Origin of the sequence: Reyranella sp., from assembly GCF_052439685.1 — a bacterium.
Taxonomy (GTDB): domain Bacteria; phylum Pseudomonadota; class Alphaproteobacteria; order Reyranellales; family Reyranellaceae; genus Reyranella.
This window is the reverse complement of sequence record NZ_JBQVQG010000015.1, coordinates 1-25,802: the sequence shown is the minus strand read 5'-3', so window position 1 is coordinate 25,802 and position 25,802 is coordinate 1. Positions and strand designations below refer to the sequence as shown.

Here is a 25,802-nt window from a genome sequence, read left to right as displayed (position 1 = left end):
TCTCTACAGAAGCCCAAGTCTCTTCAGTTCGGCCGCCATCTCGGCCGGCATGTCGGCGGTGTCGCCGCTCGACAGGTCAGGTGGCGCACGCTCGGGGTCGAGGTAGCGCCAGCCCTGGAAAGGTTTGCAGGCACGGGGGGCGGTCTCGATCAGGGGGCGCTTGAGCTTGATCCGGCAGAATTTCTTGCCGCTCTCCTCGTCGAAATCCTCCTCGAAGCCGACCAACTCCTGGCGGCAGCGGATGACGCCGCGCACGACCCAGTAGAGCGAGCCGCCCAGCAGATCCTCCGCCCGACGTGGGGAGTTGCGGGTATAGACCCAGTGCGGCGAGCGCGCCGACTGCCCCCGCTCCCGGCGGCGCGCCGCCTGGACCGTCTTCATGTGGGCGAGATCGTCGACCCCGACCGCCAGCTTGATGAGATGCAACGCCATCGCCTGCGCTTAGTACGCCGTCGGCCGCTTGCTCAAGCGCAGCCTATCCACAGCATGGCCGTCGCGAGCGTGACCTGCGCGCCACAGGCTGCGAGAATTGCAGACTGGGTTTCTGACTCCACACTGTCTGCACAATCCAAGCTCTATTGTCCGGTCGCTTTTTGCGAGGGTTCCTATGAATCGATCGACGCTGGCCGCCATGGTTGTGGCCCTGATGCTGGGCTCCGGCATTGCGGGTTACCTGATCGGGAGGCCGGGCGATTCCCTCGACCGTCCCGCGCCGGCGCCCACGACCGCCGTGGCACCTCCGGCTACGGTACCGGCCACGCCACCCCCGCCGGCCAGCCCGCCAGCCCAGACGGCGCAGTCCTCCGCACCCGCTCCCATCGCCCAGCCGGCCGCGCCGCCGTCCGCTCCCTTCTCCTTCCGTCGCGTCGCAGTCGATTCCAGCCGCAGCGAGGCCGAAGCCTGCCTCGCCTTCAACAAGCCGCTCGCCACCGCCGACGTGAAGTACGGCGACTTCATCCGCATCGAGCCTGAAGCCAAGACGGCGCTGCGCACCGTCGACGACCGGCTGTGCATCGCCGGCCTCACTTACGGCCAGGACTATACCGTCAGGCTGCTGGCGGGTTTTCCGGGTCGCGACGGCGAGAAGCTGCGCGACGAGCAGAGCGTCAGCGTGGCGCTGGGCGCCCGTCCCGCCGTGGTGAACCTGCCCGGCAAGGGTTTCATCCTGCCGCGCGGCAGCGCCGCGGGTCTGCCGGTCACGACCATCAACGTCTCGAAGGTCGGAGTCTCGGTCTATCGCGTGAACGAGCGCGGCATCGATCGCTTCTCCGCCGACCGCTACTACGATGTCGCCTTCCCCGGCTCGGAGCCCATCACTGAACCCTGGTCGCTGCGAAGCTGGCTGAACGGCAGCAATGGTGCCGAGCAGTGGACCGGGACGATGGACGTGCGCAACGTGCCCAACCAGGCCGTCGTCACGGCGTTCCCGATCCGCGAGACCATCCAGAACTGGAAGCCCGGCGCCTATTTCGTCGTGGTCTGGAATGCCGCCAAGCCGCCGTCGCGCGACTATAACGACGACGAATCGACGAGCGGCAGCGCGGCCGGCCTGTGGGTGATCGACACCGACATCGGCCTCACCTCGTTCAGCGGCGACGACGGGCTGAACGTCTTCGCGCGCTCGTTGCAGACCGCCCAGCCACTGGCCGGCATCGAGGTTACCGTCCTGTCGCGCGGCAACGAGCCGATCGGAAAGGTGGTCACCGGCGCCGATGGCCGAGCGTCTTTCGCAGCCGGCCTGCTCAAGGGCAACGGTGCGGCCGAGCCCGTCGCCGTCATGGCGCAGGATCCGGCGAAGAAGGAATTCTCGCGTCTCGAACTCACCAAGTCGGCCTTCGACCTGTCCGACCGCGGTGTCGACGGCCGCGCTCAGCCTGGCCCGGTCGATGCCTTCCTCTACACCGAGCGCGGCATCTACCGCCCGGGCGAGACCGTGCAGCTGATGGCGCTGATGCGCGACGACGCGGCCAACGCGCTCTCCAACCTGCCCGTCACGCTGATCGTCAAGCGGCCCGACGGCAGCGAGTTCACCCGCTTCACTCACGCGCTGCAAGGCTCGGGTGCCGTCGCGCAGGCGATCGACCTGCCGAAGTCCTCGCGGCGCGGCCGCTGGTCGGTCGCCGCCCATATCGACCCCAAGGGCGCGCCGGTCGGCCGGGTCGAGTTCTCGGTCGAGGATTTCGTGCCCGAGAAACTCAAGATCGAGCTGACGCCCGACGAGCCGATCATCCGGCCCGGCAGCGTGAACCGCTTCGTGCTGTCGGCCGATTTCCTCTATGGCGCCCCGGCCTCCGATCTCGCCGTCGAAGGCGACATGCGCATCACCGTCGATGACAACCCGTTCGCGGCGTTCGCCAAATACCGCTTCGGCCCCGAGGACGATCGCGAGAAGTTCGAGCCGCCCTTCATCGAACTGAAGGGCGAGAACACCGACCCGGCCGGCAAGTCGAGCCTCGAATGGGCCGGTGACCTCGCCAAAGAGACGGTCCTGCCACTGCGGGCCCAGATCCAGGCGCGCGTCTTCGAACCGGGCGGCGGCCGCGCCACCAAGACCGAGAAGGTCATGCCCGTGCGCACCCGTGACACCTATATCGGCGTCCGTCCGACCTTCGAGGGCCGCTATTCACGCGAAGGCGTCGACACCGAGTTCGACGTGGTGGCGGTCGACGCGGCCGGTACCCAGATCGCCCGTCCCTCGGTCGAGTACCGGATCGAACGCATCACCAACGTCTATCAATGGTTCCAGGTCGACGGCCGCTGGCGCTGGCAGTCGGTCAAGAACACCCGACTGATCACGGCCGACAAGGTGACCCTCAAGGCCGACACGCCGACACGCCTCTCGCAACGGCTCGACTGGGGCCAGCACAAGCTCACCATTATCGACAATGACAAGAACACCTCGACCAGCCTCACCTTCTACGTCGGCTGGTACGGCGGCACTGAAACCGAGGAGGCCCCCGATACGTTGCGCGTCGCCAGCGACAAGCAGAACTATGCGCCGGGCGACACGGCCCGCCTGCGCATCGAAGCGCCGTTCGCCGGAGAGGCGCTGATCGCCATCGCGACCGACCGAATCGTGTCCACCCAATCGGTCCAGGTGCCGGCCGGCGGCACGACCGTCGACATCCCGGTGAAGGGCGAATGGGGTGCCGGCGCCTACGCGCTGGTCACCGCCTGGCGACCTCTGGCCGCGCCGGCGGAGCGCACCCCCACGCGCGCGATCGGCGCGACGTGGATCGGTCTCAACCCGGCCCTGCGCACGCTCAGCCTCCAGATCGGCACGCCCGAGAAGATAACGCCCCGCCAGCGCATCGAGGTGCCGGTGAAGGTGTCCAACCTTCAGGCCGGCCAGGAGGCCTTCGTCACCCTGGCCGCGGTCGACGAGGGCATCCTGCAGCTCACCCGCTACAAGACGCCCAATCCCGCCGATCACTATTTCGGCAAGCGTCGCCTCGGCGTCTCGATGCGTGACGATTACGGCCGCCTGCTCGACACACGCGCCGACGAACTCGGCCGCATCCGGGCCGGCGGCGATGCCGGCGAGATCGGCGGTCTCGACATCGTGCCGACCCGCACCGTGGCGTTGTTCAGCGGTCAAGTGAAGCTCGACGACAAGGGCGAAGCGAAGATCGCCTTCGACATCCCCGACTTCATCGGCCAACTGCGGCTGATGGCGGTGGCTTACGACAAGACCCGCGTCGGCTCGGGCGAGCAACGCCTGTTCGTGCGCGACGCCGTCACCGCCGATGTCGTGCTGCCGCGCTTCCTCGCGCCTAAGGATCTCGGGCGGGTGGCGCTGTCGCTGCACAATGTCGACGGTCAGGCCGGCGACTACCGCGTCACCCTCACCGCCACTGGCTCGATCTCGCTCGAACGGCCGGTGACGGAGACGAAGCGCCTTGCCGCCAACCAGCGCGAGCTGCTGACCTGGCCGCTGCGCGCCGGCGAGGCGGGCTTCGGCAAGGTGGCAGTCGCCGTCCAGGGGCCGGGCAACTTCGCCGTCCAGCGCGAGTGGGACATCCAGGTGCGGCCGTCGCAGACGCCCAGCGCCGTCGACACCGTGGCGCGACTTGCACCAGGCAACGAGGCCACCGTCGACCGCAACGTGATCGCCGCTTTCGCGCCGGGGACCGCCCAGGTCAGCGCCTCGCTGACCCGCATTCCCGGCATCGACGTTGCGGGGCTGCTGCGCGCGCTCGACAAGTATCCGTTCGGTTGCCTCGAGCAGACGACCAGCCGCGCCATGCCGCTGCTCTACTACAACGACGTGGCAATGCTGGGATACGGCCCGACCGATCCGCGCATCAACGAGCGCGTACAGGATGCCGTCTATCGCATCGTCGACATGCAGCTGCCCGACGGGTCGTTCGGCATGTGGGGTCCCTTCTCCACGCCGGCGGCGGAATGGCTGCAGACCTACGTGCTCGACTTCCTGGTCCGCGCAAACCAGCAGCAGATGTCGGTGCCCTCCGCCTCGCTGCAGCGGGCGCTCGGCTGGCTCAACAAGACCGCCGACAAGCTGTCGCCCAACGCCCAGGCCTATGCTTGGTATGTGCTGGCGAAGTCGGGCTACGCCGATCCCGGCAGGGTCCGCTATTTCCAGGACACGAAGGCGGCCGAGATGAAGGGCGGCATTGCCTGGGCGATGCTGGCCGCGGCGCTGAACCAGGTCGGCGAGCCGGGGCGCGGCCGCCTCGCCTTCGCCACGGCGCGCCAGCGCATCGACGAACGCGACCCGTCCGACTATTACGGCTCGCCGCTGCGCAACCGCGCCGCCCTCGTCACGCTGGCCGTCGAAGCGGGCGGACGCGAGGCCCTGACCGAAGTGACAAGCCTCGTCGGCGAGCGTCTGGCGGCATCGATCGGGCTCACCACGACACAGGAGCAGGCGTGGCTGGTGATGGCCGCGCGCGCCATGAGCGGCAGCACGCAGCTCGCCTACTCCGTCGACGGTCAGCAGCGCCAGTCGGCTGCCGAGCCGGTGGTGTTCAATCCCGACGCGGCAGCCCTCGCCCGCGGCCTCAAGCTGCGCAACGACACCGACCATCCGATCTGGATGCAGGTGACGGCGCGCGGCGTGCCGGTCGATCCGCAGCCCGCGGCGACGGCCGGCATCAGCGTCCAGCGCGAGTTCCTGAAGTTCGACGGCGAGCCCAGTTCGCTGGGACACGTCGTGCAGAACGAGCGCTTCATCGTCTCGATCTCCGGCCGCAACCTGGAGGGCGGCTACCACGAGGTGGCCCTGCTCGACCTGCTGCCGGCCGGTTTCGAGATCGAGGCGGTGCTGAACGACGAGACGGCGAAATCCTTCCCGTTCCTGTCGGACCTCACCGAGACCCGCATTGCCGAGGCGCGCGACGACCGCTTCTTCGCCTCCTTCAACATGGGAATCCGGCCCTACAGGACATGGTGGGATTCCTCGGCGAAGAACCCGAACTCCTATCACGTCGCCTACATCGTTCGCGCCGTGACGCCCGGCACCTATGCCGTCCCGGCGACGAACGTCTCCGACATGTACGCACCGCGGGTCTATGGCCGGACGGCGATGCGCACGATGACCATCGTTCCGGCGGGAACGAAGTAGCCAGCCATGCGGCTCAGGCCCCTGCTGGCCGGTCTCGCCGTTGCCGCCACGACCCTGGTGGCAACGGCGCTGGCGCTCGACAGACTCTTCCCGCCCGACCTGTCGCGCTACCATGAGCGGTCGACCGAGGTGGTCGACGCCAATGGCCGCCTGCTGCGTGCCTTCACGACAGCGGATGGCAAATGGCGTCTCAAGACGTCGGTCGACGATGTCGATCCGCTCTATCTCGCCCTCCTCAAGGCCTATGAGGATCGCCGTTTCGACTCCCATTGGGGTGTCGATCCTCTCGCGACACTGCGGGCGGCCGGTCAGCTTGCCGAGCGCGGCCGTATCGTGTCGGGCGCCTCGACGCTCTCCATGCAGGCTGCCCGCCTGCTCGATCCGCGCCCGCGCAGTTTCACCACCAAGGCCATCCAGTCGGCCCGCGCGCTGCAGCTCGAATGGCGTTACTCGAAGCGCGAGGTGCTGGCGATCTACCTCACCTTGGCGCCGATGGGCGGCAACCTCGAGGGCGTGCGCGCCGCTTCCCTCGCCTATTTCGGCAAGGAGCCGCGCCAGCTCAGCGCCGCCGAGGCCGCCCTGCTGGTCGCCATCCCGCAATCGCCCGAACGGCGACGCCCCGACCGCGCCACCTCCGTGGCGCAGAAGGCGCGCGACCGCGTTCTGGCGCGCGGCGTCGAACATGGCGTGATCGATGCGCCGCTGTACGAGATGGCGAGCAGCCGTCTCGCGCCCGACCGAAGGCTCGCCCTGCCGATGCAGGCGCCGCATCTCGCGACCTGGCTGGCGGGCCAATCGCCCGGTACGACCGTGCCGACCACGGTGCGCTACGAACTGCAGCAGGCACTGGGCCAGTTCGTGCACGAGGAGCGCCGCGCGCTGGCCGACGGTGCCGAGATCGCCATGGTCGTGCTCGACAATCGCACCGGCGGTGTCGTGGCGTGGCTGGGCGGCGACAATTTCTTCGGCCGCGCCGGCCAGGTCGACCTCGTGCGCGCCCGCCGCTCGCCAGGCTCGGCACTGAAGCCCTTGATCTATGCGATGGCCTTCGACGATCGCACGCTGCATCCCGAGACCCTGGTCGAGGATGTGCCGGTGCGCTTCCGCGACTGGCTGCCGCGCAACTTCGACCGCGATCACCAGGGCGCGGTGACGGTCCGCCGGGCCCTGCAGCAATCCCTGAACGTGCCGGCCGTGCTGGCGCTTGAGAAGGTCGGGCCGCAGCGCTTCCTCTCCACCCTGCGCACCGCCGGCGTGGCGCCCGGCCTGCCGCCGGGCGACAACGGCAATTCGCTGGGCGTGGCACTCGGCAGCGCCACGGTCTCGCCGCTCGAAATGGCGGGCCTCTATGCTGGCCTCGCCAGCGGCGGCAGCTTCGCGCCGCCGCAAGTCCGCCGCGACCGGCCGAAGCTCCAGCCGCTCCGCCTCATCGGGCCGACCGCCGCCTGGTACGTCTCTGACGTGCTGGCCGAGGCGCCGCTGCCCGAGGGCTTCGCCTCACTGCCCGTGGCGCTGCGCGAGCGCCGCATCGCCTTCAAGACCGGCACCTCCGCCGGCTATCGCGACGCCTGGGCCGCCGGCTACAGCGCCAACTGGACGGTCGTCGTCTGGGTCGGCCATGCCGACGGCACGCCCCGCCCCGGCCAGCTCGGCCGGCTCTCGGCGCTGCCCATCCTGTTCAAGGCCTATGGCCGGCTCCCCGCCGAGGACAACCGCGCGATCCGCCCGCCCGCCGACGCGATCAAGGTCGCGTCCCATCGCGAGCTGCCGCCGCGCATGCGCACGCTCGCCCCCTATGCCGAAACCAGCGGCGGCCCGCGCATCGCCTATCCACCGGCCGACGCCCGCATCGAGCTGGCCACCCGCGAAGCCGTCGTACTGAACGCCATGGGCGGTCAGGGCCGCCTGCGCTGGCTGGTCGACGGCCGCCCGCTCGACGGCACGCGATGGGTGCCCGACGCCGCCGGCACGGCGCGCCTGGCCGTCGTCGACGAAGCCGGACGCTCGACCTCGGTGACCGTCAGGATCGTGCAGCGGCAGTAGAAGCACTCACACGAGGAACGCCAGGGCGACCGATGCGACCAGGGCCGCGGCAAAGACGAGGTTGATGATCTGGTTGGTGCGCGGATCGCGGAAGAAGCGCGTGAGCGCCGCCCCGGCGAGCAGCCACGCCACGTTCACCGCGGCGATGACCACCGTGAGCACAACGAGCTTCAGCGCCACGTCGGCGCCAAACCGGTCGGGCAGCAAGGTGAAGCCCGAATAGAGCGCGGCCATCGCGATGTAACCCTTCGGGTTGACCAGCGACAGCAGAAGACCGGCGGCGATGGTTGGAGGCTCACGCCGGGCGCTCGCCTCCATAAGAGGGCGCGCGGTCGCGATGCGCCAGGCCAGCCACAGGAAGTAGGTTGCGGCCAGGATCGCCACGACGGGCGCGACGCCCGGCAAGGCAAGCAAGAGGCCGACCGTCCCGCTTGCCACGATCGCCATCACCGCGACCATACCAGCGACGATGCCCGCGAAATACCCGATGACCTGGCGAGCACCGAACGCCGCGCCGGCCGCCGCGAGGCTCAGCGTCGCCGGACCGGGGCTACCGGCCAAGGCGACGGCGGCGATCAGGAATCCGGGAAGCGCCTCCATGTCCCGATATGGCGGCGGGCGTGGGCTCCCGTCTTGAACGTTCGTGAGGCCTAAGCCGCCACCTTCGCCTTGAGCGCCTGCGCGACCTTGGACGCCGGCTCGCGCCCGAGCGCGGTGCAGATCGCCCGGCCGGCCGCCGCGACCGCTTCGAGATCGACGCCGTGGTCGATACCGAGGCCGTTCATCAGGTAGATCACATCCTCGGTGCCGACATTGCCCGAGGCACCCTTGGCGTAGGGGCAGCCGCCGAGACCGGCGACGGCCGTGTCGAACACCGCAATGCCGCGCTCCATGACCGCGAGGATGTTGGCCAGCGACTGGCCGTACGTGTCGTGGAAATGCGCGGCGATCTTTTCGCGCGGCATCTTCTCGGCCACGGCGTCGATCATGGCGACGCATTCGCCGGGTGTGCCGACGCCGATCGTGTCGCCGAGCGAGACCTCGTAGCAGCCCATGCGGAACAGCCGCTCCGACACTTCGGCCACCTTGGCCGGAGCCACCTTGCCGTCATAGGGGCAGGCGATCACGGTCGAAACGTAGCCGCGCACTTTCATGCCGTGCTTCTGCGCCGCTTCCATCACCGGCGCGAAACGCTCGAAGCTCTCGTCGATCGAGCAGTTGGTGTTCTTGCGGCAGAAGGCCTCCGACGCTGCCGTGAAGATCGCGATCTCGCCGACCCCGGCCTCGACCGCGCCGTTCATGCCCTGCTTGTTCGGCACCAGCACGGGATAGCTGACACCGTCCTTGCGCTTGATACGTGCCATCACCTGGTCGGTGTTGGCCATCTGCGGCACCCATTTGGGCGACACGAAGCTGCCGGCTTCGACCGCCGAGTGGCCGGCCGCCGACAGCGCGTCGATCAGCGCGACCTTGGCCTCGACCGAAACCGGCTTCGCCTCGTTCTGCAGCCCGTCGCGCGGGCCCACTTCGACGAGCCGCACGCTCTTGGGATGATTCATCGTTGCCTCCCGATCCTGGGGCCACATACTGCACCAGCGGAAAGGCCGCCAGACAGGAATTTCGCCCCTACGGCGTCTGCGAAATATGCGCCGTGCGATCGTGCCCGGGGTGGCTGAACATGATCTCCAGGGTGCGCAGGTAGGTGTGCAATCCGGCATCCTGGATCGGCAGGACGTGGGCATCCTCCCCCGATTCGTTGTGGTGCGAATGCCAGTAGCCGGGCGGCGTGATGAAGCTGGCGCCGGGCGCCCAATCCTCGCGCCGACCGCTCTTGATCATCCCCGACTCGTCGAGTTCCGTGCCGATCATCGTGTAGCAACCAGGCTTGCAGTCGATCACGAAATCGACCGCCACCGATTCATGGCGATGCGGGTACTGGACCGCATCCTTCGGCAGCAGACCGAACATCGTCCACATCGTGTGGGTGATCGTGCGAGTGCTGGGGAAATTCCGGTTGGCGAGCAGGACGCTGACGCGGTTGGCGTTCGCGGTCCTGGGATCGGTGGCAATCTCCGTGAGCTTCTGCTGCGCCTTGCTGTGCTGATAGAAGGTCGGCTTGAAACGCGCGACCGTCGGCGCGGCGCCGAGATAGCGCAGCAGGGGCGCGTCGTGCACCCAGTAGAGCCCGGCCTCGCCATCCGAATGATGCAGGGCATGGCCGTGCGCCGGCAGCACCATGTAGTCGCCCTGCGACCAGTGGATGGTCTCGCCACACGCATCCGTCCGTCCGCTGCCGCGAAACACGAAGAACACCTGGCTGGTCGCCTCGGCCGAAGTCATCACCGAGCCACGGATGATCCGGATGAAGTTGGCGCAGAGCGCGGGGGTAGTCGCGGGGCCGACGATCCCCAGCTCCTCGCTCACGTCGAGCGGCTGCACGCGCGTCGGTCCCTCGTCGAAGAAGGACGGCGAGAAGGTCCGGTACGGCACCGGCGGGATGATGCCTTGCTGGATCGGGTTCGCGGCCGAGCTGTAGTCGAAATACTGCGCGTCGCTCGTCAGCAGGTCGTAGTTGGGGAAACCTTCGATGCCAGCCACACAAATCTCCTCGTCTGGGATCACGTAGGACACGGTCCGTTCAGCGAGGGCAGCTTGTAGCCTCCCCCGACTTCAAGTCCACGAAGGAAAACTTGGTAAAGAAGCCGTTTGAGGCGGGGAATGGCCTCGCTAGCGGCACTTCACAGCAATATTATTGCGCGTGCACCCGGCCCGGCCCTGATTCCGAGGGGGTGCGACTCTGGTTTCGATTGTTTCGTTTATTTCGTTTGTTTCGTTTATTCGCAGGGACTTCGACTTTTCAGCGGCCTGCTAGACCACCGTCTCCTTCAGCTTTCCCGCCCGGCCGAGCACGAAGGCCACGGCGGCCAGCGCCAGGACGGTGAAGGCGATCAGCAGGGTCGCGACGGCCGTGATGGTCGGGTTCACCTCGAGGATCAGCTCGTTGAACATCTTCTTCGGCACGGTCTCGTACTTGCCGGCGATGAACGAGGTGACGATGACCTCGTCGAAACTGCCGATGAAGGCGAAGATCCAGGCGGCGAAGACGCTGGGCGCCAGATTGGGCAGCACGACCTTGCGCATCGTGTAGCCCCACGAGGCACCGAGGCTCCAGGCGACCTGTTCGATCCGCTGATCGAATTCGCGGATCGCGACCCCCAGCACCATCATCACCAGCGGCACGTTGAGCAGCGTGTGCGCGACCACGAGGCCCACCAGCGAGCCCAGCAGCCCGACCTTGGCCAGTCCAAGATACAGCGCAATGGCCACGATGATCGTCGGCACGATCAGCGGCGCCATGAAATTGCCTTCGGCCCAATCGCGGCCCCGGAAGGTGCCGCGGCGCAGCCCGTAGGCCGCGAGACCGCCCAGGACCAGCGCCGCCACCGAGGAGATGGCGGCGACGAAGGTCGAGGTCCACATCGCCTCCATCCAGCGCGGATCGCCGAAGAAGGTCTCGTACCAGCGCAGCGACAGGCTGGGCGGTGGAAAGGTCAGCGCCCGCGCCGAGGAGAAGGACATCGGAATCACGATGATCAGCGGCACGGTCAGGAAGACCAGCCCGAAGATGCCCATGGCCGCCAGCCCGCGCCGCGTCCAGACCGAGCCGCCGATCGCTTCGCGCGTCATGCCGAGGCCTTGCGATCGAGCCGACGGTAGGCGGCGAAGATCAGCAACGTCACGATCAGGAGGATCGTCGAAATCGCCGAGGCCTGCTCCCAGCGCGGGATCTGGTTGATCAGCGTGTCGAGCAGGTTGGAGATCATCGGCACGCGGCCGCCGCCCAGGATCGCCGGCGTCACGTAGAAGCCGAGACAGAGGATGAAGACCAGCAGCGCGCCCGCGGCCAGCGCCGGCAGGGTGAGCGGGAAATAGACCTTCCAGAAGATGGTGCGCGGCGGAGCGCCCAGAGAGGCGGCGGCCTGCAGCAGCCGGTCGTCGATACGGGTCATGGCGGCGAACAGCGGCAGCACGAGGAACGGCAGCAGCACGTTGGCCATGCCGATCGTCACGCCCAACTCGTTATACAGGAAGGAGACGGGCGCATCGGTGAGGCCGCTCCATTGCAGCGCGCGATTCACCAGCCCGCCATTGCCCAGCACGACGATCCAGGCATAGGTGCGGACGAGGATCGAGACCCAGAAGGGCAGCACCACCATCGCCAGCGCGATCATGCGGCCCCGTCGGCCGAGGCCCCTCATCCAGTGCGCCAGCGGATAGCCGATGATGATGTTGGCCAGCGTTGCGATCAACGCGATGCGCATCGTGTTGCCCAGCACGCGCAGATAGACCGGCGCCTCGAGCAGGCCTTCGTAGTGCTCGAGCGTGAAGCCCCGCCCCTTCTCCCAGAAGGCAAGGCCCAGCATGTAGACGATGGGTGCATTGAAGGCGACGACCATCAGCACCAGCAGCGGCGCGATGAATCCGAAACCTTCGAGGCGACTGGCTTTGTTCATGACGAAAAAACTGTCATCCCGAGGCCGAGGGACCCTTACGACCGCGCAAAAGTCCCTCGCTGCGTTCGGGATGACAATGCGTGTTTCCCTAGAGCCCGAGCTTGAAGGCTTCCCACTTCTTGTTGACCGCCTCGCCATTGGCCGCCCACCATTCGGCGTTCTGGAACCACTGGACGGCCTTGTTCTGCTTGCTGGACGGGAACTCCGACAGCTTGTCCTTCGGCAACAGCGCATCGAGCTCGGGGCTCGGACCGGTGTAGGAGACTACCGTCGCCGCCTTGGCCTGGTTGGCAGGCAGCGACATCTCGTACATCAGCTTGTAGGCGGCGGCGCGATCCTCGGGCTTCGAACCCTTGACGATCGAGAAGTAGGACAGGTCGGCCATGCCGCCCGCAAAGTTGCAGCCGAAGGCCGGATCGCCGACGACGCGGCCCGACCAGCAGATCACGTACTGGACCTCGTTGTCCTTCATGAGCTGCGGCGGCTGCGCGCCGGCCTTCCACCAGACGGCGATGTCCTTCTTGATCTCGTTCAGCTTCTTGAAGCCGGCATCGACATCGAGCGGAAACAGCTTGTCGGCCGGCACGCCCGTCGCCATGACGGCGAACGGCAGGCTGTAGTGCGGGAAGTCCGGCAGGCAGCGCTTGCCCGGAAACGCCTTGGTGTCGAAGAACTCGGCCCAGTTCTTGGGCGCCTTGGCACCGGCCCGCCAGGCCATGATGGTCGAGAAATACTGGTAGCCGAAGCCGTACTCGTTCCTGGCTTCGGGGAACATCGGCGCCGGATTGACGGCGGCCCAGTCGATCGGCTCGATCAGCTTCAGGTTCTTGGCCTGCACCAGCGTGCCCGAGCCCAATTCCATCAGCACCGTGCTGGTCTGGCCGCTCTCGACCAGCGCGCGCAGCTTGCCGAGCGAGTTCGGGCTCTCGCGGATCACCTTGATGCCGGTCTTCTTGGTGAAGGGCTCGATATAGCCCACCTCGATCGATTCGCCGGACTTGCCGCCCGACTCGATCATGCGGATTTCCTTGACCTGTGCCCGCGCCGTCCCGGACAGGAGGCTCACGGCCGGCAGGGCTGCGGCGGCACCGACGAACGTACGTCTCTTCATCTCGATCCCCTCTATGTTACCGGCCAGGCATCGGCCGCTTCCCACGAAACGCTCACACGCTCTCCCGGCGCGTGCGCCGTGCCGAGGAACGGCACGGACGCCACGACCGATTGATTGCCTTCGAGGGCCAGGTGGTAGCGCACCATCTGCCCGAGATAGATCGCCTCGACGACCCGCGCCGGCCGACCCTGCCCTTCGCCGGCCAACCGGACACGCTCGGGGCGCACCACGCCCTGCCCGCCGTCGGGCATGTCGACGAAGTTGGCGATGCCCAGGAACTCCGCCACGAAGCGATTGGCGGGCTTGAGATAGGCCTCCGCCGGCGCCGCGACCTGCTGCGTGCGGCCCTTGTCGAGCACCATGATGCGGTCGGAGAGCGACAGCGCCTCCTCCTGGTCGTGCGTCACCAGGAGCGTCGTGACACCCAGCGTGCGCTGCAGCTGCTTCAGTTCGACCTGCAGCTCCTCGCGCAGCTTGCGGTCGAGCGCGCCCAAGGGCTCGTCGAGCAGCAGGATGTCGGGCTTGAAGACCACGGCCCGCGCCAACGCCACGCGCTGCTGCTGCCCACCCGAGAGTTGCGATGGGCGGCGTGCCTCCAGACCATCGAGACGCACCAGCTTCAACGCGTCGCGTGCCAGCCGGTCCGCCTCGGCGCCGCCGATCTTGCGGACGCCCAGCGGGAAAAGCACGTTCTCCAGCACGGTCATGTGCGGGAACAATGCGTAGGACTGGAACACCAGGCCGATGTTGCGTTCCTGGGCGGTCGCGTTGGTGACGTCGCGCCCGCCGATGAAGATGCGGCCCGAAGTCGGCCGGTTGAGGCCGGCGATCAGAGACAGCAGCGTCGTCTTGCCCGAGCCGCTCGGTCCGAGGATGGTAACGAACTCGCCCTGCGTCACGGAAAGGTCGACCTGGTCCGCTGCAGCGAACGTGCCGTAGCGCTTGGTGACGCCTTCGAGACGGATATCCGACATCTAGACGCGGGCCACTTTCGCCATGGCGCGATCGGCGGCGGCGAGCGTTTCCTCGATCACCGGCCTGTCGTGCGCCGTGGAGAGGAACCACTTTCCGGCCTGCTGGGCACGAACCCCCTCTTCCTGCAGGGCCGCGTGGAAGGCCAGCATTCCGTCGCGGTCGCAGGCCGCCGATTCGCGATAGTTGCGGGGCGCCGGACCGGAGGTGAAGAAGGTCTGGAAGATCGCCGGCATGCCCTGAACCAGAATCGGCAACTTGTGCCTGGCAGCCAGCGACGCGAGGCCCTGCATCAGCTCGGTGCCGCGCGCTTCGAGATCGCGATAGACCGCGCCGCCATCCGCTTCAAGGATATCCAGTGCCGCAAGAGATGCCGCCATGCTCTGGACGTTACCGTTATAGGTCCCGCCATGCATCACGCCCTTGTCGAGCAGAGTATCCATGATGTCGCGCCGGCCGGCGACCATCGCCAGGGGGAAGCCTGCCGCCACCGCCTTTGCATAGATACTGAGATCGGCCGTCACGCCAAATTTCGCCTGGGCGCCGCCGAGGCCGACACGGAAGCCGGTGATCACCTCGTCGAGGATGAAAAGCGCCCCATGCTTGCGGCAGAGCTCCTTGACGCCTTCGAGATAGCCGGGTGCCGGCGGGATCGCGCCGCCGTTCACCATGATCGGCTCCATGATCACCCCGGCGATCTCGCCGCGATGGCGCTCCAGCGTCTGTTCCAGCAGATCGAGATCGTTCCAGGTGCAGACGGCAACGTCGCCCAGCACGCTGGCGGGCATGCCCGGCGAACCGGCGACCGGTACCGGCGCGTCGGCAGGCCCAGCCTCGTTCAGCGGCGGGCGGGCGCTGATGAAGGCCTGGTCGCTCCAGCCGTGATAATGGCCCTCGAACTTCAGGATCTTGTCGCGGCCGGTGAAGGCACGGGCCAGGCGGAAGGCCATCAGCACGGCTTCGGTTCCCGAGGTCGTGAAGCGCACGACCTCCGCGCTCGGCAGCAGCCGGCACAGTCGCTCCGCCAGCTCGGTCTCGCGCGGATTCTGCGCGGCAAAGAGCTGGCCCTCGCCCAGAGACCCAGCAACAGCTTCCACGACCGTCTTCGGCGCGTGCCCCAGAATGGCCGGTCCGTTGCCCAGAACGTAGTCGATGTGGACGTTGCCATCGACATCGTAGAGCCGGGCGCCCTCGCCGCGCGCGAAGAACAGCGGCACGGGTACACTGGCATAGCGCACGTTGCTGCTGACCCCGCCGGCCAGATGCTTCCGGGTCTTTTCATAGAGTGCGATCGATTTCGCGTAGGAGCGCATATCCCTCACCCAGCAAGAACGATGCCCGCGACCGAAGTGCGCGGAAAAATAATGTGATCACAAATCCAGGCGAGCCTATCCGCCGCTTTCCACCCCAGCAATGCATTTTTGTGATCACAAATTCCGGGAGCCTGGTTTAAGCTCCGCAACCGATGCCTCGCACCGCGCCCCCTCCGGACGCTGCCGATACCTCGCTCCGTCAGCAGGTGTATTCCTCGTTGCGCGAGGCGTTGACCATGGGCCGGTTCGCGCCCGGCCAGAAGGTCACCTTCCGCTACGTGGCCGGCGTGCTGGGCGTCAGCCTGACGCCGGTACGAGAGGCGCTGCGCCGGCTGGTCGCCGAGGGCGCGTTCGAAATGAACCCCAACCGGTCGGTCCGCGTCCCGCTGATGACGCGCGACAAGGTCCTCGAACTGCGCGACATCCGGATGGAACTCGAAGGTCTCGCCTCGGCCAAGGCCGCCCTCGCCGCATCGCGCGGCCAGATCGCCGACATACGCCGCGCCGCCCGCGAGATCCTCGCCGCCCGCACGCGCGGCGACAGCGCCACCGACCGCCAGAAAGTGCGTGAGTTCCATTTCGCCGTCTATGCGGCGGCCGCGCAGCCGACCCTGCTGCGCCTGATCGAAGGGCTGTGGCTGCAGACCGGCCCTTACATGAATCTCCTCTACCCCGACTTCATCTCGTCGTCGCGTGGACCGGCCGGGCGGCAGCGCCTGATCGACGCGTTGCAGGCGGGCGATGCGGCGGCCGCCCGCCGGGAGATGGAGAACGACATCCGCCGCGCGCTTTCCTATGTGGCGGGCCTTGCCGACGAGAACGGCAACATCGCGCCGGCGGTCCCGGCGACCGTCCGGAAGCGTCGTCGCCCGTCAGCGACCGACGCCGCCTTCGAACTTCAAGTCAACTGATCAGGAGAACATCATGGCTCAGCAGCTCAGCAATCAACGCATCGCCTGGTTCAACGGCAAGTTCGTGCCGGAGAACCAGGTCATGATCCCGTTCCGTGACCGCAGCTGGAAATACGGCGACGGCGCCTTCGACATGACCCGCACCTTCAACGGCGTGCCGTTCCGCCTGAAGGAGCATATCGAGCGCTTCTACCGCTCGCTGCGCTACCTGCAGATCGATCCCGGCCTGTCGCCGAAGGAGATGATCGCGCACAGCGAGGAGGTGGTGGCGCGCAACGAACATCTGCGCGCCGAAGTCGGCGACTGGTGGCTGGGCCAGCGGGTCAGCCGCGGCGTCGATGCGGTGGGCGACGAGGGCTGGGAGAATGTCGGCCCGCAGGTCGTGATCGAGATGACTCCCCTGCCGCTCTCCAAGCGCGGCAAGCTCTATCGCGAGGGCGCCGAAGCGATGACCACGACGGCGCGCCGCATTGCGCCCTCGATGCTCTCGCCGCGCGCCAAGACGCACAATTATCTCAACATGATCATGGCCGAGAAGCCCATCAAGGCGCTCAATCCGGACGCCTGGCCGATCCTGCTCGACGAGAACGGCAACCTCGCCGAGGGCCTGGGGAGCAACATCTTCATCGTGCGCGAAGGCCAGCTCTTCACCCCGTCGGAGCGCTATGTGCTGCCGGGCGTCAGCCGCCAGATGACCATGGACATGGCCAAGCAGATCGGCGTCGAGTGCACGCCGGGCGACATCGACCTGTTCGATGCCGCCAACGCCGAGGAGATGTTCCTCACCTCGACCAGCCTCTGCATCCTGCCGGTGAAGAGCTTCAACGGCGCGCCGGTCGGCGACGGCAAGGCGCCCGGCCCGATCACGAAGAAGCTGATCGACGCCTATTCCAAGAGTGTCGGCTGCGATTTCGTGGCCCAGTACCTGAAGTTCTCGCAGTAGCGAGACAGCACTCCTCGCAGTGCAGGGAGAGGGGGAGACTTCCCCCTCTCCCGGGCGTAGACTCCTTCTCGTGGTAGATCGCGCTTCGTCGTGATCGCGACGGACCGCGACCTTCGAACTTCGTTCGCAAGGAGGCAGTCATGGCCATGCAACCCCACGTGCGTAATCCCCTCGAATGGGGATGGGACCATCTCAAGCAGACAAGCCAGGCCGTCGGGTCGACGGCCAACACGATGGACGGAGCCTGGGAGGATCGCGCGATCGCGCCGCCCACGGTCCGCCGCATCACCGCTGCCGATGTCGGCGATTCGCTCGCCAAAGGCTTCCGCGATTTCGGATCTGCCCGCACCGATGTGGTGATGCTCTGCCTGCTCTATCCGATTGCAGGCCTGGCGATCTCACGCATGGCCTTCGACTACGGCATGCTGGCGCTGGTCTTCCCGCTGATCGCCGGTTTTGCGCTGATCGCGCCGCTGTTCGGGCTCGGCCTCTACGAGATCAGCCGCCGTCGCGAGCGCGGCCTCGAAACGCACTGGACCGACGCCTTCTCCGTCGCGCGCTCCCCGAACATCGGCTCGATCCTGGTCATGGGCCTGCTGCTGCTGGCGATCTTCTGCCTGTGGCTGTTCGCGGCCAACCTGCTCTACACCGTCACCCTGGGGCCGGACGCGCCCGTCTCGGCCCAAGCCTTCGTGCGCGATGCGCTGACCACGCCGCAGGGCTGGACGATGACGATCGTCGGCGTCGGCATCGGTTTCCTGTTCGCCCTCCTCGTCCTGGTGATCGGCGTCGTGTCGCTGCCGATGCTGCTGGATCGCAACGTCGGCGTCGGCACCGCCATTGCGACCTCGGTCCGCGCGGTGCGGATGAACCCGGGGCCGATGGCGATGTGGGGCCTCATCGTGGCGGCAAGCCTCCTGGTCGGCGCACTGCCTCTCCTGATCGGACTCGCCATCGTGCTTCCCGTGCTAGGCCACGCGACATGGCACCTCTATAGAAAGGTCGTCGTGAACCAAGAAGACTAAGAGGGAGAGGATGCTCGACTGGACGGTGAAACAGCCGGCCGACGGCATGGTCGTCGCGCCGGACGAGCGGCTGCCATGGCCGCAGACCGTGGCGCTGGGCATCCAGCATGTGGTGGCCATGTTCGGCGCCACCGTGCTGGGCCCCCTGCTGATGGGCTTCGATCCCAACGTCGCCATCCTGATGAGCGGCGTCGGCACGTTGATCTTCTTCGTGGCCGTGGGCGGCAGGGTTCCGAGCTATGTCGGCTCCTCGTTCGCCTTCATCTCCGTGGTCGTGGCCGCCACCGGCTATGCCGGCCAGGGCGCCAACGCCAACATCGCGCTGGCGCTGGGCGGGATCGTGATCTGCGGCGCCCTCTATGCGCTGATCGGCCTGGTCGTGATGGCGAGCGGGACCGGCTGGATCGAGCGGCTGATGCCGCCGGTGGTAACCGGTGCGGTAGTCGCGGTGATCGGCCTCAACCTGGCCGCCGTGCCGGTCAAGAACATGGCGCCGACTTCCTTCGATGCCTGGATGCAGGCCGTGACCTTCCTGAGCATCGCCCTGGTCGCGGTCTTCACGCGCGGCATGACCCGGCGGCTGCTGGTGCTGGTCGGGCTCATCGTGGCCACCCTCGTCTATGCCCTGCTGGCCAACGGGCTCGGCTGGGGCAAGCCGATGAGCGGCGCCCTGCTCGAGCAGGCCGCCTGGTTTGGGATTCCCGCCTTCACGACGCCGGTCTTCGACACCAGGGCGATCGTTCTGATCGCGCCCGTCGCCCTGATCCTGGTCGCCGAAAATCTCGGCCATTTGCGCGCCGTCAGCGCCATGACGGGCCGCAACATGGATCCCTATGTCGGCCGTGCCTTCCTGGGCGACGGCGTCGCGACGATGCTGGCCGGCGGCGTTGGCGGCACCGGGGTCACGACCTACGCCGAGAATATCGGGGTGATGGCTGCGACCCGCATCTACTCGACCGCCCTGTTCGTGGTCGCCGGCCTGTTCGCCATCCTGCTGGGCTTCTCGCCGAAGTTCGGCGCGCTGATCCACTCCATCCCGCTGCCGGTGATGGGTGGCGTCAGCATCGTCGTGTTCGGCCTGATCGCCGTCGCCGGCGCCAAGATCTGGGTCGACAACAAGGTCGACTTCACCGAAAGCCGCAACCTCATGGTTGCCGGCGTCACGCTCGTGCTGGGCACCGGCGACTTCACCCTGAAGTTCGGCGAGTTCGCCCTGGGCGGCATCGGCACCGCGACTTTCGGTGCGATCCTGCTGAACGCGGTGCTCGGCGCCGCGCGATCACCCCCATCGTCTAGGTGAGGAACCGATATCCGAACGTGTGGCATTCGTCGAAGCCGCATTGGAGCACCACCGCCGCAAAGTTGATGGCGCAAATCACGACGACGTAAACCTCCAGGATGCGTGCCGCCCGCGCGAGCGGTGGCAGCGCGGTTTGCGGCCGAATGCGCGGCGCCCCGAAAAGGGCGAGCCGAAGCGCCAGGGCCAGCAACAGCGACACTCCGATCGCGACCGACCAGACCGGCATGTGGGCGCCGAAGACCGCGCTGCCGATGTAGGCGTGTCCGGGGCGCGGGACGACATCCAGCAAGGTCTGCCTCGCGGCGATGACCAGAAGCAGAAGGGCAAAGAGCAGGGCGATGCCAGTGCCTCGCTCCGATTCCTGCGTGCGGAGTTGATGAAACAGCCCGAAGCAACAGCCGAACATGGCCACTCTCTGGAGCAGGCAGAGCGGACACGGAATCTCCGCGAATACAAACTGCATGACCATCGCGGCGGTCAAAACCGCGGACAGAATCACCGTCAGCAGCAGCAGGCTCAGTCGGTCCAGCATGACGACGGTAGAAGGATCGAGGCGCAGCCCGCGCATTCAGGCGTGTCCCGGGGCGGCGGCGGCATGCCTCAGCTCGACCTGCAGCCAGGGCATGCGGAAGCCATCGTCGGGGCTGTAGATCTCCCAGAGGAAGAGGCCGATGGTGAAGGCCGCAGACAGGGAAAGCGATACCGCCGCCGCTCGCGGCAGATCCAGAAGACGGAGCACAAACGCCGCCACCAGCAATGCGAAAGTGATGGTCATCATTGGAACGACTGCCCCCGTCAGGAATTACCAATATGCACGAGAGGCTGCGTCTCTCGATCAATATCTTGCGATAGCGAGAAGCAAAATCCTCCGATCAGACGGCGGGTCTCCTTCCAAACTGAAACGATCAGCCGTGACCGGCGACCACACCGGGCCCAACAGGGTCGGGCACTCATTCCGAGACTAGTGTGCCGGATCGAACGAGATTTCAGAGCGCGCTCATTCGAACTTCACCCGTACTGCGCCTTCGGGCACCCTGCTCGCCTGATCGCCATCGCGGGCGCCAATATCTGAGTCGTTGGCAGGATGGATTTCATCGAGAGGCTCGCACCCGCCACCACCGCAAAGACCAATGCCACGCAACACGGCCTCTTGTGGCTGGCGGAGGCGCCGTATGCGAAACAAGCATCGCCTTCATGGCCGCGCCGGTTTTGGCCCCGGAGCGCAACAATCGGGGATGTGAGCGATGGCGACGCAGTGGGGAGAGGGCTATGTCACGGACCTGGAGTACACAGCCGGCTACTATCGCGAACTGAATCCGTCGCTCCTCAAGTTCGCCTGCCTTCATGCTGGCATCCAGCCGCCGGCCATCGGGAATCTGACCTATCTGGAACTGGGTTTCAGACAGGGGCTGAGCCTCAATATCCATGCCGCGACCTGCCCCGGAACTTACTGGGGAACCGATTTCAATCCGTCCCATACCGCCCGTGCAGGCCAGTTCGCTGACGCGCATGACGGCGGCATGCATCTTCTCAACGATTCGTTTTCGGAGCTGCAGGCGCGATCCGATCTGCCGGATTTCGACGTCATTGCGCTGCACGGCGTCTGGTCCTGGATCTCCGATGCCAACCGCCGGGCCATCGTCGATATCGTGCGCCGCAAACTGAAGGTCGGGGGCATCCTCTCGGTTTCCTACAATTGCGATCCGGGCTGGGCCGCCCTGCAACCGCTCCGGCATCTGATCTATCTTCATACACAGATGGGCACCGCGCCGGCGGGTGGCCGGGCCGCCAGCGTCGAGCAGGCTCTCGCCTTCTCCAGCAAGCTCGAAGAGGCGGGCGCTCTCTATTTCCAGAACAATCCGCAGGTCGGTCCCTTCCTCAAGGCCATCTCGTCGATGGACCGGAAATACCTGGTCCATGAGTACCTCGGCGAGGACTGGCAGCCGATGGCGTTTTCCCAGGTCGTCGACTGGTTCGCACCGGCGCGCGTCGAGTTCGCGGCGTCAGCCAACCTGCTGGACCAGGTCGAGAACCTGATGTTGAATCCGGCCGGCCGGCAGCTCGTCGCCGAGACCGGCAATCGGGTGCTGCGCGAGACGCTGCGGGACTATCTCGTGCATCAGCGCTTTCGGCGCGACACCTTCGTAAAGGGTCTGCGGCCGCTTTCGGCGGTCGACCGGCTCGAGCAGCTCGATCGTCAGCTGATCGTCCTGAAGAGCCTGCCGTCCCAGGTCCCGTCCAAGGTCACCGGGCCGTTTTTCGAAGCCAATCTCCAGGCCGATGTCTATGGGCTGTTGGTCGAGGCTCTGGCAGCGAACGATCATGCGCCCAAGACCATTGCCGAATTGCGTGCGCGGGGAGCGGCACGGAACGTCAGTACTGCCCATGTCGTCGAGGGCGTGGCCGTGCTGATCGGGATGGGTCATGCCGTGCCCGCGGAGCCGGCCACCGCGGAAAGCCGCCGTCGCTGTGCCGCCCTCAACCGGGCACTGTGCGAAAGGGCACGCCGTGGCGACGAATTTCCCTGCCTTGCGTCGCCCGTCGCCGGCACGGGCATCGAGGTCTCCCGACTTCAGCAATGCTTCCTGTTGTCGCTCGCGAATGGCGCGCCCGACGACGCCGCAGTCGCCCGCGACGTCTGGACCATGCTGTCAGCTCTGGGTCAGGGCGTTCTCAAGGATGGCAAGGGGCTCGAAGGTGCGGAGGCCAATCTCGCCGAACTCGAGCAGCAGGCGGCCGCCTTCCGGTCGGAGCGCTTGCCGCTGCTGCAATCCCTGGGCGTGTCACTGGCCTGATGCCCGGCGCGTCACCCTGCGAAGGGGTGAACCGGCCTGCTACCGGCGGATGGCCGCTAGAGCCTGGGCAAAACCCTTCATGTTGATCGTGAAGGTAACGGTTCGGCCATCGGCCGTCTGAAGGACCGCCTCGCTCTGAACCAGGGCCGAGGCTTCCTTGGCGAAGGCGTCGTCCACGGGCAGCGTGGCGCTGCAGAAGGCCGCGTCGCACGCGGCGATGGGCACCTTGCGCGATTTGTCCGCAAACTTCAGCTCGAGGCCTGGGGGAATCGAGAGGCCTGTGCCGAAGCGCCAGGCGTTAGTCGGGGCGCCGTCCTTGTTGAGGCCGAGGATCCAGACGAACACCGGACGGCGCTGATTGTTGGCTTCCTGCGCGATCACCAGTTCCGCCGAACAAACGCGCTTTTCCTTGGGATCCACGCCATCACGGCAGGTTACGGTCCAGTTGTCGTAGGTCAGGATTTCGGTTCGCGACTGCGCGGCGGGAGAATTAGACGCGACAGGGGGCTTCTGTGCCTGGGCCGCGCCAACCGACGCCGCCACACCCAGCGCAGTGCACACGGCCACGCAGCGGATCGCCTGCATCAAACGAAATGTCACTGTACGAAGGTCCTTGCGAATTCGAATTATATCGCCGGAGGTCGTCCTCGATGCGGGCGACTGCTCCGGTGATCTCTCTCTTCTCTCCGCACTCAGAACTGCTTGCGGAGACCGATGTTGAAGCTGGCGCCCGAGAACTGGCCGCCGAAGCGATAGTCGCCGCGGACGAAGCCAAGGAAGTCCTGCTCCGTCAGCTTGAAGTTCAAGCCTGCGGCAACCTGCCCGAAAGTGCCGACCCGATCGGCCAAGGTCTGGAAGGTGTAAGCGGAGCCCCCGGTATTTATGGTCGCGGTCGCCTGCACGGGAGCCGCGAATTCGTTCCACACCGAGGCCTGGAGGAAGGGTCCCAACTGTATCGTCGGAGTTGCCTCGAACGTGGCGCCGACACTGGCGCCCGCCCTTCCCAGCAGGGAGGTGATCGGCTGGAAGCCGATTGACCCGGACGTGCCCGTCAATGCCGGATTGAAGGCCACGCTGTCGAAATTGTAGGTGCCCCAGGTGAATCCCAGCAGGGGCTCCACATAGTAGCGCTGGTTGAAATCGAACCGGTTCGCGAGCTTGGCGTTGACGGTGACGCCGCGGCCGTTGAGCGGCGTGTTGGGCGCCAGGAGGTAGCCGCCTGCGGCGCCCCCCGCCAGATCGCCACTGAAGGACCGCACGGTGCCGCTGTACTGATCGTACCGGACGTCCACTTCGGCCGAGAACGAGCCCTTGGACAGGTTGGCGTAGGCCGCCACGTAGGGCACCTCCACCGAGATACCGGTATTGGTGCTGCTCGTGGCTCCACCGGGCAGCGGTGTCGTGAAGTTCGAATTGGTGTTCAGGTTCGCATAGCCTCCGAACACGCCGACGATGACGTTCCACTGGCTGTCCGAGATGTTGAACATACCGAAGTCTGCGCCCACCTGGACGCCACTGAAGGCGGTCGTGCCCTGGCTGTTGCCCGAGGCCGGCGCACCCAGCCCGTAAGTCGTGCTGCCCAGGTTGGTGTTGGTGCTGCCGTACATGATACGCACCCAGGGGCCGCCATTGATCTGATCGCGCTGCGGATTGTTCGGCCTCGAGACGATCGGCGACTCGCCCTGGAAGAAGCCGGCGTTCAGCGACGTGATCATGCTCGACAGGCCACCGGCGACGCCGGCGATCGGGCCGCTGTTGAAGACCGACTGCAGGGTGGCGTTCTGCCCGCCGCCGCTCTGGACCAGGTAGTTGTTGATGAGGCCCGAAGACAGCGACGACACGATGCCCGTATTGGTGACCGCGAGCGATCCACCGCCGTTGAGCGCCAGCACCGTCTGCGGCGCGGCGTACACCGGCGTGGCACCACCGGGGCTGACGTTCGTGAAGGTCATGGTCTGCGCACCACTCGACGCGCCGTTGACGGTCAGGCGGCTCGTGCCGTTCGTGTCCACGGACGTGTTGATGACGCCGATCCCGCCCAGGCCGCCGGTAATGGTCATCCTATGGGCGGAAGCAGGCGTGATGGTGGTGTTGGAAGATATGATGCCGGTATTGATGAACGTCCCAACATTGAAGGTGTTGTTGTTGCCCGTATAGGTCAACACACCGAGGTTGGTGAGGGTGTTCACCCCGGCGACGGTTCCATTGAAGTTATTGAACGTGCCACCGGCGTTGTTGACGATGTTCCCGCCCAGCGCGTTCCACGTGCCCGTATTGTTGATCGTGCCCGTATTGCTGTCCACGGCGCCGTTCCACGTGCCGCCGACATTGTTGGCGATCGTGCCCGTGTTGGTGGCGACATCGCCGTTATAGACACCGGCGTTCGAAACGCTGCCGGCATTGTTCAACGCATCGAACACCGTGCCGAAATTGGTCAGCGTGCCGGTGACGAGGTTGTTGATACCGCCCGCCTGGGAGTCGAGGATGCCGCCGGCTCCCACGTTGATGGTCGCCCCGTTGGTCAATCCCGAGCCGCCGATCTTGAAGGTGCCGCCCGTCACGTCGACCGAGCCGCCGATGACGGTCGCACCATTCTGAGCCGTGAAGGTGCCGCCCGTCACCGTCGTGCTGCCATTGGTTTGGGTGAAGCCCGCCGTCGTCAGCGTGCCGCTGCTCGTCAGCGTACCGCCCGCAACCGTCGTCAGGCCGGCAACCGCCATCGTCCCGGCATTGGTGGTGCTGCCACTCGTCTGCGCGAATTCCGTGGCCGTCAGCGTGCCTGCCGCGCCCACGGTGATTGCCGCGCCGTTGTTGATCAGGCCAACACCGTTCGCCGCGGCGGTTCCGCCCGTCACATCGAACGTGCCCCCAAGAAGGGCCGCACCACTGGCCGCCTTGAACGTCCCGCCGGTCACCGTCGTGCTGCCCGCGGTCTGCAGGAAAGTATCGGTGGTCAGCGTGCCGCTGGTCGTCAGCGCGCCGCCCGCAACCGTCGTCAGGCCTCCGATTGCCATCGTCCCGGCATTGTCGGTGCTGCCGCCCGTCTGCGTGAACAGCGTTCCCTTCAGGGTGCCGGCCGCGCCGACCGTGACCGCCGCGCCGGTGTTCACCAGGCCGAGACCGTTCATCTCCGCGGTGCCGCCCGTCACGTCGAACGTGCCGGCAGCGAGTTCGCCGCCAAGGCTGCTCGTAAATGTTCCCCCGGTCACCGTCGTGCCGCCCGCGGTCTGCAGGAAGCCCGCCGTCGTCAGCGTGCCGCTGCTCGTCAGCGTGCCACCCGCGATCATGGTC

20 protein-coding genes are annotated in these 25,802 nt (G+C 66.6%); 7 read left to right on the top strand and 13 right to left on the bottom strand.

What is annotated here, in order from left to right; genetic code table 11:
- Positions 1 to 3 precede the first annotated feature (3 nt).
- Positions 4 to 432: a DUF1489 family protein gene (locus ACT6UX_RS18695; RefSeq protein ID WP_444776660.1), complete on the bottom strand. Its 429-nt coding sequence runs from the start codon at positions 430 to 432 to the stop codon at positions 4 to 6.
- 175 nt (positions 433 to 607) lie between these two features.
- Between ACT6UX_RS18695 and ACT6UX_RS18690 the strand changes: the two genes are divergently transcribed.
- A complete protein-coding gene (locus ACT6UX_RS18690) occupies positions 608 to 5,584 on the top strand; it encodes an alpha-2-macroglobulin family protein (protein WP_444776659.1) in 4,977 nt (1,658 codons plus the stop codon).
- 6 nt (positions 5,585 to 5,590) lie between these two features.
- Positions 5,591 to 7,627: a penicillin-binding protein 1C gene (gene pbpC, locus ACT6UX_RS18685; RefSeq protein ID WP_444776658.1), complete on the top strand. Its 2,037-nt coding sequence runs from the start codon at positions 5,591 to 5,593 to the stop codon at positions 7,625 to 7,627.
- A gap of 6 nt (positions 7,628 to 7,633) precedes the next feature.
- Here pbpC and ACT6UX_RS18680 read toward each other — a convergent pair whose 3' ends face one another.
- The 8 genes from ACT6UX_RS18680 to ACT6UX_RS18645 all read right to left on the bottom strand — a co-directional run bounded on the left by ACT6UX_RS18680 (position 7,634) and on the right by ACT6UX_RS18645 (position 15,537).
- Complete coding sequence (locus tag ACT6UX_RS18680; protein ID WP_444776657.1) at positions 7,634 to 8,227, bottom strand: LysE family translocator; 594 nt, start codon at positions 8,225 to 8,227, stop codon at positions 7,634 to 7,636.
- Positions 8,228 to 8,277: 50 nt separating this feature from the next.
- Entirely contained in the window at positions 8,278 to 9,186 is a 909-nt protein-coding gene (locus tag ACT6UX_RS18675; RefSeq protein ID WP_444776656.1) for a hydroxymethylglutaryl-CoA lyase, read from the bottom strand.
- Positions 9,187 to 9,253: 67 nt separating this feature from the next.
- On the bottom strand, positions 9,254 to 10,225 hold the full coding sequence (locus ACT6UX_RS18670; RefSeq protein ID WP_444776655.1) for a hypothetical protein: 972 nt from the start codon (positions 10,223 to 10,225) through the stop codon (positions 9,254 to 9,256).
- Positions 10,226 to 10,495: 270 nt separating this feature from the next.
- A complete protein-coding gene (locus tag ACT6UX_RS18665) occupies positions 10,496 to 11,314 on the bottom strand; it encodes an ABC transporter permease (RefSeq protein ID WP_444776654.1) in 819 nt (272 codons plus the stop codon).
- Positions 11,311 to 12,141, bottom strand: coding sequence for an ABC transporter permease (locus tag ACT6UX_RS18660; protein WP_444776653.1), 831 nt, complete (start codon positions 12,139 to 12,141; stop codon positions 11,311 to 11,313). Before ACT6UX_RS18660 ends, ACT6UX_RS18665 begins: the two co-directional genes overlap by 4 nt.
- An 88-nt stretch (positions 12,142 to 12,229) precedes the next feature.
- On the bottom strand, positions 12,230 to 13,252 hold the full coding sequence (locus ACT6UX_RS18655) for an extracellular solute-binding protein (RefSeq protein ID WP_444776652.1): 1,023 nt from the start codon (positions 13,250 to 13,252) through the stop codon (positions 12,230 to 12,232).
- 11 nt (positions 13,253 to 13,263) lie between these two features.
- Entirely contained in the window at positions 13,264 to 14,226 is a 963-nt protein-coding gene (locus ACT6UX_RS18650; protein WP_444776651.1) for an ABC transporter ATP-binding protein, read from the bottom strand.
- Complete coding sequence (locus tag ACT6UX_RS18645; RefSeq protein WP_444776650.1) at positions 14,227 to 15,537, bottom strand: aspartate aminotransferase family protein; 1,311 nt, start codon at positions 15,535 to 15,537, stop codon at positions 14,227 to 14,229.
- A 152-nt stretch (positions 15,538 to 15,689) separates the two neighbouring features.
- Here ACT6UX_RS18645 and ACT6UX_RS18640 point away from each other — a divergent pair, with 152 nt between their 5' ends.
- From ACT6UX_RS18640 to ACT6UX_RS18625, 4 genes are all read left to right on the top strand, one after another.
- Entirely contained in the window at positions 15,690 to 16,448 is a 759-nt protein-coding gene (locus ACT6UX_RS18640; protein ID WP_444776649.1) for a GntR family transcriptional regulator, read from the top strand.
- A 13-nt stretch (positions 16,449 to 16,461) separates the two neighbouring features.
- Entirely contained in the window at positions 16,462 to 17,391 is a 930-nt protein-coding gene (locus ACT6UX_RS18635; RefSeq protein ID WP_444776648.1) for an aminotransferase class IV, read from the top strand.
- A 140-nt stretch (positions 17,392 to 17,531) separates the two neighbouring features.
- Positions 17,532 to 18,416 carry a DUF2189 domain-containing protein gene (locus ACT6UX_RS18630; RefSeq protein WP_444776647.1) on the top strand — a complete coding sequence of 295 codons (885 nt, stop codon included), beginning with the start codon at positions 17,532 to 17,534 and terminating at the stop codon, positions 18,414 to 18,416.
- A gap of 10 nt (positions 18,417 to 18,426) precedes the next feature.
- Positions 18,427 to 19,716 carry a solute carrier family 23 protein gene (locus ACT6UX_RS18625; RefSeq protein WP_444776646.1) on the top strand — a complete coding sequence of 430 codons (1,290 nt, stop codon included), beginning with the start codon at positions 18,427 to 18,429 and terminating at the stop codon, positions 19,714 to 19,716.
- Here the strand turns inward: ACT6UX_RS18625 and ACT6UX_RS18620 are convergent.
- The gene (locus ACT6UX_RS18620) at positions 19,709 to 20,284 is read right to left on the bottom strand and encodes a disulfide bond formation protein B (protein ID WP_444776645.1); all 576 of its coding nucleotides are present in this window, start codon (positions 20,282 to 20,284) and stop codon (positions 19,709 to 19,711) included. The genes ACT6UX_RS18625 and ACT6UX_RS18620 overlap by 8 nt on opposite strands.
- A complete protein-coding gene (locus ACT6UX_RS18615; protein ID WP_444776644.1) occupies positions 20,285 to 20,494 on the bottom strand; it encodes a hypothetical protein in 210 nt (69 codons plus the stop codon).
- A 466-nt stretch (positions 20,495 to 20,960) separates the two neighbouring features.
- Here ACT6UX_RS18615 and ACT6UX_RS18610 point away from each other — a divergent pair, with 466 nt between their 5' ends.
- A complete protein-coding gene (locus ACT6UX_RS18610) occupies positions 20,961 to 22,511 on the top strand; it encodes a class I SAM-dependent methyltransferase (RefSeq protein ID WP_444776643.1) in 1,551 nt (516 codons plus the stop codon).
- Positions 22,512 to 22,550: 39 nt separating this feature from the next.
- Here ACT6UX_RS18610 and ACT6UX_RS18605 read toward each other — a convergent pair whose 3' ends face one another.
- Positions 22,551 to 23,096, bottom strand: a complete 546-nt coding sequence (locus tag ACT6UX_RS18605) for an invasion associated locus B family protein (RefSeq protein ID WP_444776642.1) — start codon at positions 23,094 to 23,096, stop codon at positions 22,551 to 22,553.
- A 107-nt stretch (positions 23,097 to 23,203) separates the two neighbouring features.
- Positions 23,204 to 25,802 (bottom strand): beta strand repeat-containing protein (locus ACT6UX_RS18600; protein WP_444776641.1); only part of this gene is annotated, 2,599 nt, incomplete at its 5' end.